General features: G+C 68.0%; 11 protein-coding genes. All 11 read right to left on the bottom strand.

The window, feature by feature from the left end; all coding sequences use genetic code 11:
- Positions 1-6: 6 nt before the first annotated feature.
- Complete coding sequence (locus ASF30_RS17080) at positions 7-1851, bottom strand: VgrG-related protein (RefSeq protein WP_055909447.1); 1845 nt, start codon at positions 1849-1851, stop codon at positions 7-9.
- Positions 1838-2590 carry a CIS tube protein gene (locus ASF30_RS17075; RefSeq protein ID WP_055909446.1) on the bottom strand — a complete coding sequence of 251 codons (753 nt, stop codon included), beginning with the start codon at positions 2588-2590 and terminating at the stop codon, positions 1838-1840. The genes ASF30_RS17080 and ASF30_RS17075 overlap by 14 nt, the downstream gene beginning before the upstream one ends.
- A gap of 27 nt (positions 2591-2617) precedes the next feature.
- Complete coding sequence (locus tag ASF30_RS17070) at positions 2618-3067, bottom strand: phage tail protein (RefSeq protein ID WP_055909443.1); 450 nt, start codon at positions 3065-3067, stop codon at positions 2618-2620.
- 13 nt (positions 3068-3080) lie between these two features.
- A complete protein-coding gene (locus ASF30_RS17065) occupies positions 3081-5390 on the bottom strand; it encodes a hypothetical protein (protein WP_055909440.1) in 2310 nt (769 codons plus the stop codon).
- A gap of 3 nt (positions 5391-5393) precedes the next feature.
- Entirely contained in the window at positions 5394-5552 is a 159-nt protein-coding gene (locus tag ASF30_RS23225) for a DUF6760 family protein (protein WP_157497483.1), read from the bottom strand.
- A complete protein-coding gene (locus ASF30_RS17060; RefSeq protein WP_055910424.1) occupies positions 5549-5986 on the bottom strand; it encodes a hypothetical protein in 438 nt (145 codons plus the stop codon). Before ASF30_RS17060 ends, ASF30_RS23225 begins: the two co-directional genes overlap by 4 nt.
- Positions 5986-6429 carry a phage tail protein gene (locus ASF30_RS17055; protein WP_055909437.1) on the bottom strand — a complete coding sequence of 148 codons (444 nt, stop codon included), beginning with the start codon at positions 6427-6429 and terminating at the stop codon, positions 5986-5988. Before ASF30_RS17055 ends, ASF30_RS17060 begins: the two co-directional genes overlap by 1 nt.
- Positions 6430-6486: 57 nt before the next feature.
- The gene (locus ASF30_RS17050; protein ID WP_055909434.1) at positions 6487-8043 is read right to left on the bottom strand and encodes a phage tail sheath family protein; all 1557 of its coding nucleotides are present in this window, start codon (positions 8041-8043) and stop codon (positions 6487-6489) included.
- A gap of 117 nt (positions 8044-8160) precedes the next feature.
- The gene (locus ASF30_RS17045; protein WP_055909431.1) at positions 8161-11556 is read right to left on the bottom strand and encodes a hypothetical protein; all 3396 of its coding nucleotides are present in this window, start codon (positions 11554-11556) and stop codon (positions 8161-8163) included.
- A gap of 15 nt (positions 11557-11571) precedes the next feature.
- Positions 11572-12327 (bottom strand): eCIS core domain-containing protein, encoded by a 756-nt coding sequence (locus ASF30_RS17040; protein WP_055909428.1) that lies wholly within the window; start codon positions 12325-12327, stop codon positions 11572-11574.
- Positions 12328-12433: 106 nt separating this feature from the next.
- Positions 12434-14485, bottom strand: a complete 2052-nt coding sequence (locus ASF30_RS17035; RefSeq protein ID WP_055909425.1) for an ATP-binding protein — start codon at positions 14483-14485, stop codon at positions 12434-12436.
- Position 14486 lies beyond the last annotated feature (1 nt).

Below are 14486 nucleotides of genomic sequence, written 5' to 3'. Positions count from 1 at the left end.
TCGTCCTCAGTTGATCTTGACCATGCCACCGGTGATGGTGGTCATCGCGTTGCCAGCGAGCTCCGCCGTCGCCTGCGCCTTGAGCGAGAGGGTCGCGCCGGTGACCTCGGCGGCGTTCGACGCGGCGAGCTTGATGCTCACGCCGTCGACGGCCACCTCACTGCCGCCCGAGAGCTTCAGCTTGGTCTTGGCCGAGATCTCGACATTGTCGCCGGAGAGCAGGATCTTGCCGGAGTCGGCCGTGACAGTGGCATCGGTCTTCGCCGTGACCTGCACTGGACCCTCCGAGATGATCTCGATGCCCTTGCCGCCGGTCTGCAACAGCTTCACCTGCTGCGAGCCGTCGTTCGTCGACACCCGCAGGCACTCCTCGCCCGACTTCTCGGCGAGCTCGACGATCATGCCGGTGCGCGAGGTGAACGAACGCCGAACCGGGTTGCCGGACTCGACGGTCTCGCCCCATCCGCCTTTCGGACGATCCTCGCCGTTGTAGAGCCCGCCGAGGACGTACGGGCGATCGAGGCTGCCGCCCTCGAACGCCACGAGAACCTCATCGCCCACCTCCGGCATGACGGCGGCACCGCGATCCTTGCCGGCACCCGGCTGCACGGTCCGGGCCCAGCTGCTCTCGTAGTCGTCGGCGAGAGTCGGGAACTTCAGGTGGATGAGCCCCTCGTGTTCGGCATCTCCCAGTGCTGTCACCAGGCCGCTGAGCACCCCGGACATGAGGCGGCCACCAGTGACGGCATCCGCTCCCGAGGCGATGCCGTAGAGCGAGCGGTCGGAGGCGTTGCTCACGATCGCCTTGGTCGTGTAGCCGACGTCGGAGCTGAAATCGTGGATGGTCTCGGTGACGCTGTAGCGTCCGTCGAAGGGCTCGCCGAAGCCCTTGAGGCTCACCGCGGTTCCCGAGCGGATGTGGGCGTTCCCGAGCAGGAGCGCCTCCACTTCGGCGAACCCGCCGGCGATGCGCTCGGCTGTCGCCTTGGCCAGGGCCTCCTGCGTCTTCGGAACTCCGTCCCCCACGCTCGACACGTAGTGCGGACTGCTGAAGGTGCCTGCGATCTTCGCCGGATCGGTCGACGGAAGCTCGGCGCTCCGGGTCTTGGCCGGAGCCGTGGAGATGACGGCCTTCTTCGCCGAGACATCCCAGCCGCGCACCTCCACCTCGGGAACCTGTTCGCTGCTCGTGACCGTCGCGTGCAGGTAGAGGGTGTTGAGACCGTGCTCGATGACGACAGGGTCGGAGCGGGCTCCGGCCGAACCGGATGGCGCATCCGTCGCATCTGTCGGCGGTCCGAAATTCAGGACCCCGTCAGTCACGGAGAACGTCGCACCACTGAGATCGGCGAGACGCTTGAGGAACACCCAGTCGCTCACATTGTCCTGCGTGAGCTTCTCGAAGACCTGCGATTGCGAGGCTATGGTGCCCGTGCGCAGGTTCGCCGTCTGCGCGACCTTCTGAACCACGTCGGAGATGGTGCTGTCGACGAAGGCGCGCACCCGGCGGCCCCGGAACAGGCGATGCGAGCGGTCCAGGCCGCGCACCCGGGTGCGCAGCGCTCCGCCGATGGCCTCGCGATCGAGGGCCGTCACTTCGCCGTCGAGCAGCACGATGGGAGCTCCCGGCCCGTTCTCCGACACCGAGACCTTGACGGCGGCGCCGATGGAGAAGCCGGACTTCGTGATGACGTCGCCGGTGGTGTCGCTGAACTCGAGCTCGAAGGAGTCCGGCAGGTTGGCCGCATCCGTCACCCGTCCGTGTTCCAGACGGGCGGCGACCTGGGCGTCGAGCGGGCGACCAGCCACGCTGACCAGGAGCAGGCTGGTATAGGTGTCAGCGGATGGCACGGGCGAGCTCCGTTCTCGTGGCATCGCGGGAACCGACGAGTTCCTCGGCCGTGGGCAGGAACACCGGGGATCCCGGGCGCAGGCGCATGGGGTCGTCGATACCGTTCACGTCGGCGACGGCTCGCCAGAGGGCGGCCGAGCCGTACTCGCGGAAGGCTATGGCCGGCAGGGTATCGCCCTCGCTCAGGGTGTGAACGCGCCGCGGCTGGAGACCGCCCGAGGTGGGGTTCTGCTTGCCGGGCTCGAGGGCGAGCTCCTCGAGGGCGACAGTGCAGATGGCCCGCAGCGGCTGGCCCGACGGGGCGAACATCGTGTACTTGGCGGAGACGCTCTTGATGTAGCCGACGAAGCCTGTCAGCGAACCCCACTTGAACAGGACCCACGGGGCTGACGGCTTGTCGTTCTTCGACTTCTTCGTCGGAGTGCACGCTGTGAACAGCGCTTCGACGTTCTCGACGACGGCGTTGTCGTGGGCGCGGGTGGCGTCGAAGAACATCTCGACGGTCATCTTCGCCGGCTCCGGGCCGAGGTAGACGGATGGCGGCGCCGACGATGACTTGTTCTGGCTCTTGGTCTCCCACTTCGCCGTCTTGGCGAGGGTGAGCTCCTTCGGATTCATCTGGAAGGCCAGCGTCTTCAGCAGCGGGCCGACCGATCCGAGTTCCTTGCCCGGCTCATGCAGCTCGAGCGTGGCGTGCACGAGCTTCGCCGTGTCGGCTGCGGTCTTGGTGATGGGCATGATGGCTCGTTGCTGCTCGGATGCGTGTCAGTAGGTGGTGTGAGTCGGGGTGAAGCCGTGGTGGGCGATCTCGAGGGTCTCGGTGAGGACCTTCGGCTGGTCCGGCGTCAGCGACGGACCGGTCCAGCGCACGGGGATGACGTCCTGCAGGGCCCACTCCGCGATGGTGTCGCCCTTGGCGGTCTTGGCGACGATCTTGCCGGTGCCGCGGGAGAAGCCGTCGGTCACCGAGAGGATCCAGCTGAGGATGTTGTTCGAGGTGTCGGGGCCGATCGGGCGGCTGAGCTTGATGTTCGGATACTTGAGCCGCGTCGGGAACTGCCAGACGAAGGAGTTGTTGCCGCCCTCCTCCCTGCTCTCGAGCACCACCTCGACGCCGAGACCCTCACAGCTGGCGAACGCTCCGAGCTTGGCATCGTCGAGCTGCACGATGTACTGCACGCCGACGGCGGTCTTGGTGTCTTCGAGTACGGCCATGTCCTCGTCCCCTCTACAGTCCGTCGATGCGGACGCCGCGACGTTCGCGATCGAGCAGCAGCTCGGCCTTGATGCGTCGGATCAGTGGTGAGTAGAGCCTGCCCGCGAGCTTCTCGAGCTCTTCCGGCGTGCCGGCTCCGGATGCCGCCGCCGGGGCGACCGCCGATGGGGCGGACTGTGCCGAACCGGGCGCCGGCACCGGCGGCACTGCGGCAGGCGTGGCCTCCGACTCCGCGCGCTGCACGTTGAACTCGACGGCGTCGCCCAGGCCGGCTGATGCCGTGGTCGCGGCATCCGACCCGGTGGTTGAACGGGTCGACGCACCGGAGTTCGCGAGCGGATGCTGTGCGGAGTCGCCGATGTTCGTCGGGCCGTTCGCAGCCGTAACCCTCTGGATGGATGGTGCTCCGGCGCTGGACGACGAGATCGCAGAGTCCGACAGCGACATCACGGCCGCGGAGGGCGACGCCGGCGAGCCGGCGTGCCGTTGCGTGGACTCGGCCACCCCGAAGGGACCGGAACCGCTCCCGCCGTTCGTCGCGGGCAGTAGCTGCAGGTGCCGGGCCGAGGTGACGTCGGATGGCGTATCCGGCGCGAGCACCCGCGCGGCGACGACCGGGCCTCGCGTGCGGGCGCCCTGCGTCGCCATCGACGATGAGGCCGTCGCACGCTGAATCGCTGTGGACCCCGCTGGCGCGCCGATGCCGATGGACGGCGCCAGCGTCACGAGCCGTCCGGCTCCGATCGGGACCGATCGTTGGACGACGGGCCGCGCCGGCGCAGAAGCGTAGCGCTGCAGCGGCAGTGGACCGGCGTCAGCGGACGTCGCCGCGGCCGCAGATCCAGCGAGCCGCGGGTCCCGGGGTGCCGCCTGCGCGTCATGCGCGTCGGGGGCCGACCAGGCATCGCTGGACGGCTCGGTGCCGACAGCTCGTTGCACGGATGCCGACCCGAGGGGATTCGCGAACGTGAGATCGACCGCGGTCGATGGTTCCGGCGTGCTGCTCCCTGTCCCTTGCTCGACGGGCTCATCCGGTGCTGACGCTGACGCCGATGCCGCTCCCGACAGCGCTCCGTCGCCGGAATCGTCGGGGGCTGAACCCGTGGGGGCGTGCAGCGCCCCGCCGTGGTCGGAGTGCAACGGCATGCCCAAGCCGACGTGCGGAGGAGACGAGTCGGGGTGGTCGGTCAACCGCTGCAGCGACGTCTCGGTTGCGCCGAGACCTGGGACGGCGTCGGAGCCGAGGACCGGAAGGATCGTCGAGGTCGCGGCCTCGGAGGCGCCCGCTGGTTCAGAAGAGCCAGGGTCGACGTCGGGGCTGGTGCCGGTGCCGGTGCCGGTGCGCGTGACACTGCCCGGCTCGGGCACTGAGGCGTCTGAGGCGTCTGCGGCGTCTGCGGCGGCGGCACGAGACGCGTCTGGAGCGCTCGGATCGCTGCGAGCCCCGGCGAGCGCCGCTGCTGCGGCCGACGGCGCGAGGGGTGCCCCGAGGCCGAGGCGCTGCGGTTCGAGGCGCATCGTCGACCGCTGCACGGGCATCGCCGGCGTGCTCCGAAGCCCCGAGTCGGGAGTCGAGGTCGACGGGGCCGCGCTGCCCGCTGCGCTGGTCGTCGCCGAGCTCTCCGGGCGCGCTTCGCTGGCGCTCTGCGACGGGGGTGGCGACTGCGACGGCTCGGGCCGCTCGAACATCGACGCCAACGGTTCTTCGGCGCTGAGGCTCCGCTGGGCCACCGGCAGGCTCGGGGACTTTGCCGCTGTCGACTCTGCGGCGGCGGTCGACTCGGTCGGCGGCGCAAGCACCGTGAGTGCGGTGGCTGCTGTATCGACCGCATCCGGGGCCTCGACGGTGCTCCCGACGGTGCCCAGCTCGTCCGTGCTCCACCCGGTGGCGGCATCCGGAACCGAGGACGCGGGCAGGTCTGACCCGGCGGGTGACTCGATGCGCTGCACGGTGGGCGTCGCCGCACGCGGCGAACCACTCGTCGAGCGCGCGGGCGTTGGCGCGTGCAGGGCGAGCTCCGCCGCATCCGCCCGCTGCACCGGAACGTCGAGGGCCGTCGTGCTCGCTGCCACGGTGCCGGCCGGGGCTGCCGGGTCGAGCAGATGACCCATGGTTCCGAGGAACGTCGGATTCGTACGGGTCGGGATCGTGGAGATGAAGCCCGGCGGCATGGTGGCGGGCGGGGTCGTCAACTGACGCTGCAGCGGTGGCAGGAACGCCCATCCGGACGGCGACGGATGCTCCGCGGCATCCACCGACGAGCGATGCGGGGAATCGGCCCGCTCGCCCGCCCCGTCGTCCTTCTGCCATGGCCAGCGCATGACTCAGCGCTCCTCGGAGAGACGGGTGTTGATCGCGGCGATCTCGTGCACGTAGCGCAGTCGCTGAGCGTGCTCCATGTCGAGGATGTCGTCGAGCGACCAGTGGAAGTGATAGGCGACGTACGCGACCTCCTCATGGATTCGGTCTGTCGCGTACGTCATGATTCCCCCAGGCGACCACCCGCGAGATCGGCCGTGAACTGGTGGGAGCACTCGGGGCAGGTCACCGCGATGCGGGTGTGGCCCTCAGCATTGATGCGGCGGTAGAAGTCCTGCAGGAAAGCCACATCGGAGGCGAACATGTTCTCGATGACGCCGGCGTCGATGGTCGAGAGCGTTCCGAGCGAGGTGACGACGCGCGCCAGCAGCACCACCGTCGTGTAGGCGGCGTTCTCGAGCACGCGGGCGTCGTACAGCGGCAGCAGTTCGTCGCGGGCTGTGGCCAGGCGCATCACGCCTCGACGGTGCACCCGCCCATCCGGGCCGAGGTAGCCGCGCGGCAGCTCGAACGCGAACTCCGTGCGCATGACACCGTCGTCGAGCAGGCCGCCGGGCGCGTCCGCCGAGCTCGGGTGGGTGGCGACGACGCGTTGCATCACTTCACCGTCGACTCATCGAAGCAGACCGTGAACTTCTCGGTCGCCTGCTCGGCCGCGCCCGCCTTCAGCGAGTTGACCTCGACGCTGCGCACCCAGCAGTTCTTGAACTCGAACGACTTGATGGTGGCGCCCGTGTAGTCGAGCACGTTCACGACCGCCGTCTTGCGTGCGCCGGCCAGGTCGCCGTCCATCACGTTCTTCAGCCAGTCGGTGATGGCCTTCGACTCGGTGAGACCGCGGGTGATGCTGAACTCCCCAGGCTTCACCCGTCCGATCAGCTGACGGGCGATGAACTTGCCGTCGGCGGTCTGCTGCTTCGAATCGATCTTGTCGACCTCGCTCTTCACCCCGCTCACCTCGATGACCTTCGGCATCTCGATGCCGTCGATCGAGACGCTGAATCCGTTGGCGGCCGCACTGTCGAGTGGGTCCATGGACATGGTGTGCTCCTTCTATGGTTGTGTCGATGACGGATGCCGGTCGGAGACGGATGCCCGTCACTCGGTGACGGCGCTCACGCCGCCCGAGAACTGCGACAGCTGGAAGATCACGAACTCCGCGGGCTTCACGGGGGCGATGCCGATCTGGCAGACCACCTGCCCGGCATCGATCACGTCGGCGGGGTTCGTCTCCTCGTCGCACTTGACGAAGTAGGCCTCGTCGGGCGTGCGGCCGAACAGTGCGCCCTGCCGCCACTCCCCGACGAGGAATGCCGAGATGGAGCGCCGCAGCTTGCCCCACAGGGCCTGGTCGTTGGGCTCGAACACCGCGAACTGGGTGGCGTTGAGGATGGACTTCTCGAGGTAGTTGAAGTAGCGGCGGATGTTCACGTAGCGCCATGCCGGGTCGCTCGAGAGGGTGCGTGCACCCCAGACGCGCACGCCGCGGCCCGGGAAGCTCATGAGCGCGTTCGCCCCGATGGGGTTCAACAGCTCCTGCTCGGTGCGGGTGAGCCGGGTCTGCAGCTCGACGGCGCCCCTGATGACCTCGTTCGCCGGCGCCTTGTGCACCCCGCGCTCGTTGTCGCTGCGGGCCCAGATGCCGGCGATGTGGCCCGACGGCGGCACGAAGCGGTTGGTTCCGGATGCCGGATCCAGCACTTTGATCCAGGGGTAGTAGACGGTGGCGAACTTCGAGTCGTAGCCGGCCACGTTCTTGGTCCAGTTGACCATCTCCTGGGCGTTCAGACTCGGCGGCGGATCGAGGATCGCCATCCGGTCGCCCATCAGCTCGCAGTGGGCGATGATCGCCAACTGCACGGCCTTGACGGTCTCGAGGTCGATCGCACCCTGCTCATACGCGCCGAGCAGATCGGGCACGGCCACCATGGTGACCTCGTCGACCTCCTCGAGGCCGCTGAAGCCCGTGCGGTCGGAGGCGTCGCCGATGTAGTTCGCGGCCGACAGGTTCTCGAGTGCGAGGGGTTGCAGCTCGGGCTCGGGAACGACCAGATCGAAGGTGCCCTTCGAGGGCTTCGACGGGCTGTTCGCGGGGTCGACCTCCTCGACGGTGACGATCTTCGACTCGGCGAGAAGCTTGGTCACGACGTAGTCGGGGCTGCCCGACTTGGCCGAGACGTTGTCCCAGACCTCGGGCGAACGGCCGTCGGCGATGATCACGATCTTGAACTGGTCGTCGGCCGGGCTCTCGCCGCCGGCATCGTCGATCTCGACCTTGATCGGCTTCGTGGCGTTGGCGTTCTTCGCCGTGATCACGTAGTTGCCGATGGTCACGGTCTGTGCGGCGGCGACCGCCTTGGGTTCGCGCTTGTTGCCCTTGGCGCTGGCCGCGGCCGTGCCGATGCGCACGATGAAGCAGTTGCCGCCGCCGTTCAGGAAGTAGCCGTAGACGGCATAGGCGAGGTACGACCCCGGATAGAGGTCACCGAACAGGTCGACGTACTGGGTCCAGTTCGACACCAGGGTCGGGCTGTTCTCCGGCCCCTTGGGCGCCAGGCCGATGAATGCGGCGACGGCGGTGCCGACGCCCTCGATCGGCCGCGTCGCGGCGTCGATCTCCTGCACGTACACACCGGGCGAAAGGTAGGTAGGCATCCGTTGGCTCCTTCGATGGATTGCATCACTGCATTCAGCATCGATCCACGGATGCCCCGGGGGCCGGTCCGCCCGGACGTGCGCGCGGGTAGATCCCGTTGCACGATGGGGCACTGGTCAGCGCGAGGCACCCGCCCGGCTGGCGCTGATGCGTTGGAAATCCTCGATCGCCGCGTTATAGGCAGCGATGATGTTCGTATCAGAGGGCAGCTGCGGCTCCGCCTCACCCCGAGCCGCCTTGTGGACGAGGTGATCCGCACGCACAGAGGTAAGGACGCGATCGACCGCGTTGGATGCAAGGAACTGGAAGATACCGAGATCGTCGACCCCGGACTTCGCCTTTCCCTTCTTGGCGATCTCCGCCTTGTACTTCCGGATGAGAGCCTGGTCTCCAGACTTGCCTGAGTCCTTGGCTTTTGAGGCCAGTTCGTAGATCAGCACTGTGTGAATCGAGTCATACTCCTGATTCGATATTGCCGATCCTCCTCGGGCTATGAAGTAGCTGCTGAAGAAGCTTCCAGGGATGACATGCTCCGCCCATGTACGACGCAACGGCTCATCCACCGGTGGACGCTTCTTGAGTCCGGCGTACGTGTCGACATCACCGAGGCGTTCTGGCGTCTTGCCCTTCGACTTCTTCGCGGAGGTCTCGTCGATCAAGGCAACGAGAAGGTCGTCACCGATCTGATCAAGCGCTGAAGCAGCGAGCCTGGTCTTCGTACCGACATCCGGAGCACGCTTGATCGCCGCCTGAAGGTCGTTGCACAGCGCGAGAAACGCCTGTTCCTTCGACTTGACCGTGCCCGGGAGCGGGCCGATCGCCGCTTCGATTGCTGCAATGCGTGCATGGATCTTCGCCTTGATCTCTCCCTCGTTCGCTGATGCCATCAGGAACACTCCACGACGGTCGTCGTAGCTGATGGTGTGCGACTCAGTCTTGGTTCGCACAGGCTTCCGGATGATCCCGAGCTTCTCTGCCACTTTCAGGGCTTTGTCCTTCACGAAGGCCTTGCCGGCGGCGATCTTGCCCTTGACGAAGCCCGCGCCCTTCTTGAACGCACGTACCAACGGCCCGGCTGCCTTGACGACACCGCCGATGATGCCGTCGAGGACCTTGTTGACGGGCTTCTGCACGCTCTGGATGATGCCCTTGACCTTCTCGGCGATCCCGCCGAGGCCGAGCAGCGACGCCATGCCGCTGATGATCATCGGCACCGTCTTCGCCATGGTCGCCTCGATCATCCCAGCGACCGCTCCGACGCCACCCGACACGATCGACTCGACGGAATCGAGGATCGAGTCGACGAACTCCTTCATCCGCTGAGCGTTCTCGACGAACCACATCACGGCGTCGTAGATCATCTTGCAGGCCTTGATGAAGGCGGCTGCAGGATTAAGCAACGAGATCAGCCACGTGATGCCTGCAGTGATCACCTTGCTCTCGATGAAGTCCTGCACCTTGCCCATCACGGTCTCCTTGAGATCGGAGAGCTTCGCAGCGATCATCTTCCAGAGGCCGCCGACGCCCTCCGACGCGAGGATCTTGATGACGTCGACCGTCTGTTCGATCTTCTGCATCACGGGTTCCGGAATCTGCTTGGTGATCCGGGCCCGGATGCTCGACCAGGTCAGGCCGAGCAGCGACAGCACCATCTTGATGATGCCCTTCAGGTCGAACTGCTCGGGCACCTCGATCCCGGCCTCACCGAGGGCACCGAAGAGCCAACCCTTCAGCCCCTCTTTCAGGTGCGTCCCGATGCGCGTCAGGAAGCCCTGCACGCCAGCCTTCACGGCGTTCACGAAGTTGCCGAGGAAGCCGATCGGGTCCTTGATGATCTTCGACACTGAAGCCGCCGCGCGGGCCAGAACGCCGAGCAGCATGTCCTTCAGCTGCATGATCGTCTTGATCGCCCCGCCGATCGCATCCTTGGCCTTGTCCCAGAGGCCCTTGTTCTCGTCTTGGGCCGCCGTGATCTCCTCGTCGACAGCGCCCTTCGCCTCGACGTACTTGGCGGCGAGGTCCTCGACGAGGCTGTCCTTCTTGCTGTCGACGTCGCCCTCGAGTTGCTCGAACTGTCCTTCGAACTCGGCCGCAGCATCCTTGCCGACCTTCGCGAGGTCTTTGGGCTGCTTGTCGACGAAGGCCTTGATCTCGGCACGTCCGCGGGCGATGCGCTCCTTCGCCTTGGTGAGCTCGCCGCCGATGAAGTCGGCCACGCTCGAGATCAGCGCGCTCATCCGGTCCTCGTAGACCTTCTTCGCCCGCACGAAGATGTCGTCGGCTTCCTTCGGCAGCGAGGTGAGCTTGTCGGCGACCCAGGCCGCCGCTCCGCTGATTCCGCTGTATCGGGCGTCCTTGTACTTCTCCATCTCGGTCTTGTGCTGCGTGGTGAAAGCGGCCCTCGCCTCCTTCTCCCCCACCGTGAACTTCTCGTTGACGGCACCGTCGAGGGCAGTCAGGATGCCGGTGACCTCGGTCTTCGTCGCGTCGAACAGGCGCTTGATCTCGCTCGTCACGGCCAGCCGCGCCGCTTCATCCTTCGTCTTCGTCGCCGTCTTGCCTGCTGCGGCCTTGCTGAGAGCGCCCGACTTCGCGCCGAGAAGACCGGCGAGCCCTGAGCCTCCAGCGGATTGGGCTCCCTTCTCCGAACTCTGCAGTTTCTCCTGTTCCACGGCGCGCACCTGCGCGGGCGCTACGGCCGAGTGCTGCTCGCCCTCCTTCTTGGCCGCCACCGCACCGGTGAAGTCGGGTTCGTTGCTGGAGGCCAACTGCTGCTCGGTGACGTCGGCATCGGCCATGGCGCCGTCGGTCTCGCGCTGCCCTCCGCTGAAGTCGGTCTGCTCGGCCGGCGCGCGCTGCGGCATGCCACCGGCCGCGTTCACCGGCGGCATCGCCGGCGTGGGCTCCGGACGCAGAGGCGTCACAGGCTTCTCGGTGGCGCGGCTCTCGTCGGGCGTCCGCGTCGTGGCACCGGCGATGCCACCTGCCGCAGCGGCACGGCCCTCCCCCACGCGCCCGGCCACCTGGGTCTTCACGTTCTCGGCCTTGCCCGAGGTGCCGAACTCGTCGGCCTCCTCGAGGTTCTTCGGTGCCTGCGCCGCGATCGCGGCCTTCACCGCGGCGATGAACCCGGCCTTGTCGAAGCCGCCCGGCTTCGCGGCATCCATTTCAGCCGACTGGGCCTCTTTGGCCTGGGCCTCCTTGTCGCCGACTGGGGCGACAGCGGCTCCCTGCCCCTTGGCAGCCTCTGCTTTCGGTTTCGGATGCGCCCGTGCGGCTCCGGCGCGCGATCCGATCTGCTTCGTGAGGGCGGCGAAGCGTGGATCGGAATGCGGGCTGAGTGGCGTGGGGCGGGCAGGCTCCGATTGCAGCCGCTGGATGGCGGCGGATACAGCCGCATTGCCGGCACTCGCGTGCAGCGACATCAGGCCGACGTCGGGGCCGGCCTGCCGATGGGCGCTTCCAGGGGAGTGCCGTCCTGTCGTCTCCTGGACCTCGAGGGCCCGGGTCACGAGAGCGCCTCCCGGCTACCCGGCCTCACCCTCGTCCTCCTCTTGCTCGCGCTGCACGACATCCTCGCGCTGCACGAAGAGTCCCTGCACGGGCTCCTCTTCCTCCTCCTCGCGCTGCACGGCAACGCGCTGCACCACGGTCCCGTCGACCTCGCGTTGGATCTGCGCCTCATCCTCTCGCTGCACGGCGGCCGCCGGAGCAGGCGCCGACATGACGCGCGACGCGTTGTCGGCGGCGGCGCGCTCGAAGCGGTCGGACGGGCTGCTCACGCTCACCCCTCCACCGGTCGGCGTGCCGTCCACCGGGCCCGAGCGCTGCTGCACCACGTGGGTCAGCTCGTGGGCGATCGTGGTCTGGCCGGCCAGCGAACTCGGGTCGTAGGCGTCGCGTTGGAACACGATGTTGCTGCCCACCGTGTAGGCGTGCGCCCCGACGGATGCCGCTGACGCATGCGCATCCGCCCCGGTATGTACTTTCACATCGCTGAAGTCGGCACCGAGGCGCCCCTCCATGTCGCTGCGGAGACCGGGTTCGAGAGCTCGCCCGCCGCCGGAGTTCACCACGTCGAGCACCGGCGACCGGTCCTCTTCGACGAGTCCGCTCACGGCTCCGTTGCCGGCGACGCGCTGCAGCCGCAGCAGTGCCGAGCCGCCGAGCACGTCGGGCCGTCGCTCACGCAGTCCCAGCAGCGGAGCCTCGCGCTCGTGTTCCCCCTCGCGTCCGCGGCGTACCGCGTCGGCCTCTACAGTCTCGTAGTCATGCGCGTGCATGATCCACCTCCGATCGACCCGCTTCCATTGCACGCCTCCGTGGCGTCATCCGCACTGTTCCTGCCCGATCGGGCAGGAACGGCAACCCTTCCGGGCACGATGACGCTCATCCTGCGGCGACCTCCGGCCAGAACGCGCCGAACTCGCTCTCGATCACGAGCCGGCCGAGCTTGCGGTACTCCCGCTGAACCGCCACGACGAGGTGATTCATCGACACTGTCCCGTCCTCGGCTGCCGCCAGATAGGCCGCGGTCACAGCGGCCGAGCGGATGGCTCCCCCGGCCAGCTCGAAGGATCGCCCGAGGAACTCCAGGTCGATGTCGTCTGCGCGCCGCACCCGTGAGCCGAGGCACCGATTCCAGAGCGCGGCCCGGTGTTCGGCATCCGGCATCGGGAAGTCGACGATCACGTCGAGTCGACGCGTGAACGCCTCGTCGATGTTGGAGCGCAGGTTGGTTGCGAGGATCGCGAGGCCGTCGAAGGTCTCCATGCGCTGGAGCAGGAAGGCGCTCTCGACGTTCGCGTAGCGGTCGTGCGCGTCCTTGACCTCGCTGCGCTTGCCGAACACCGCGTCTGCCTCATCGAACAGCAGCACGGCGTTGGTGCCGGCCGCGGCCGTGAAGATGCGCTCGAGGTTCTTCTCGGTCTCGCCGATGTACTTGTCGACCACCGTGGAGAGGTCGACAACGTAGAGGTCGAGGCCCAACTCCCCGGCCACGACCTCGGCCGACATGGTCTTGCCCGTGCCGGAATCGCCGGCGAAGAGAGCCACGACGCCGTGGCCGCGCCCGCCACCCGGGCGCATGCCCCAGTCGCCGAGCACCTGCTCGCGATGGCGCGCACGCAGGCCGATCTCTCGCAGGGCGCCGATCGTCGGACCAGGCAGTACGAGGTCGTTCCAGCCGACTCCGGGCTTCACCTGGCGGGCGAGGCGGTCGAGGGCCGATCCGTTCTCAGCCCTGGCTCCCGCCGCGAGGTGGTCGGCGGTGATGTCGCCCGAGATCGACAGAGCGGCCTGCGTGCGGGCCGTTCCGGCTGCACGCTGGACCTGCTCCGGGCGCAGGCGGAACTGCGCCGTCGCGCCGGCCACGTCGACGCCCGCGGCCGATCCGCCGAGCGCCACGCCCCACAGCGCGGCTCGCTCCTCGGCGGTCGAGGGAGGCACCTCCTCGATGGCCGGCAGCTCCGGTGTCCACGCCGGGTCCCAGCTCGACGCCCCGATCAGGATCGTGGGCTGCGGAGCGGCATCCATGGCCTCGAGCAGGGCCGGGGCGGCATCCGCGGTTACGGATGCCGCGATCAGGCCGCACCGCCGCAGTCGGGCCTCGCGCGCTGCGAGCCGCGCGAGCACGATGGCTTCGGCGCCCGAGCCGATGCGGGCGAGGTCGAGGTGCAGGGCGTCGAGGCCGTGGGCACGCAGGGCACGCACGGCGACGGCCTCCCCCGATCCGGTCGACGGCTCCCGCAGGTAGACGAGACCGATGCCGGCACTCAAGGCCCGTACGACGCTGCGCTCGTCGCCCCAGGCCACCGCCGTCGGCTCGCGCAGCACGCCGTCGAGCGCTCGATCGCTGGAGTCGTCGCCGAGCAGGTGACCGACCACGCGGTCGGGCACCCGGATGGAGCGGCTGGGCAGCGGGCGATCGAGATCCTCGACGATGAGCAGCCCGCCGGTCACGAGCGGTCCGTCGACGAGCCGCGACCGGTTGGCGGCGGACGTGAGCGGCACACCGCACAGTTCGAGCGCGACGGCGACCGAGGGCCGTCGGCGCCCGACGTCGTCGTTGAGGTACCCGAAGAAGCGCTCGAACCGCGGGTCGAGGTCGGCTGCCAGGGCGATCACGAGCAGGTCGATGTCGATCTCGCTGAGGCTGAAGGTCTCGGCGAGTCTCCTGAGCCTCAGGGTGCGTCCTGCCGCCTCGGCCATGTCGGCGGACTGCTCACAGGCCGTCAGTCGAGCAGAGGCATCCGGCCAGTCGGCAATGCTCGGAACGCCGCCGAGCAGCCTGTCGACCATCTCGTCGCTGAGGTAGAGCCCCCGGAACGGGTCGTCGGGCTGCGGGTCGGCATCGCGTCGCACCGTGACGAGCTGACGGATGCGGTCCTCGACGGCTCCGATGCGGCCGAGCAGGTGGGTGATGCTCGGGTCGTCGATCATC

The organism is Leifsonia sp. Leaf264 (assembly GCF_001422325.1).
In the GTDB taxonomy this organism is placed as follows: domain Bacteria; phylum Actinomycetota; class Actinomycetes; order Actinomycetales; family Microbacteriaceae; genus Orlajensenia.
The sequence above is the reverse complement of the archived record's forward strand: the minus strand, read 5'-3'. Positions and strand labels throughout refer to the sequence as shown.

Coding starts and splice junctions, on each gene's coding strand:
- ASF30_RS17075 (WP_055909446.1), bottom strand. CDS start 2,590: ATGCCCATCACCAAGACCGCAGCCGACACGGCGAAGCTCGTGCACGCC.
- ASF30_RS17070 (WP_055909443.1), bottom strand. CDS start 3,067: ATGGCCGTACTCGAAGACACCAAGACCGCCGTCGGCGTGCAGTACATC.
- ASF30_RS17065 (WP_055909440.1), bottom strand. CDS start 5,390: ATGCGCTGGCCATGGCAGAAGGACGACGGGGCGGGCGAGCGGGCCGAT.
- ASF30_RS23225 (WP_157497483.1), bottom strand. CDS start 5,552: ATGACGTACGCGACAGACCGAATCCATGAGGAGGTCGCGTACGTCGCC.
- ASF30_RS17060 (WP_055910424.1), bottom strand. CDS start 5,986: ATGCAACGCGTCGTCGCCACCCACCCGAGCTCGGCGGACGCGCCCGGC.
- ASF30_RS17055 (WP_055909437.1), bottom strand. CDS start 6,429: ATGTCCATGGACCCACTCGACAGTGCGGCCGCCAACGGATTCAGCGTC.
- ASF30_RS17050 (WP_055909434.1), bottom strand. CDS start 8,043: ATGCCTACCTACCTTTCGCCCGGTGTGTACGTGCAGGAGATCGACGCC.
- ASF30_RS17040 (WP_055909428.1), bottom strand. CDS start 12,327: ATGCACGCGCATGACTACGAGACTGTAGAGGCCGACGCGGTACGCCGC.
- ASF30_RS17035 (WP_055909425.1), bottom strand. CDS start 14,485: ATGATCGACGACCCGAGCATCACCCACCTGCTCGGCCGCATCGGAGCC.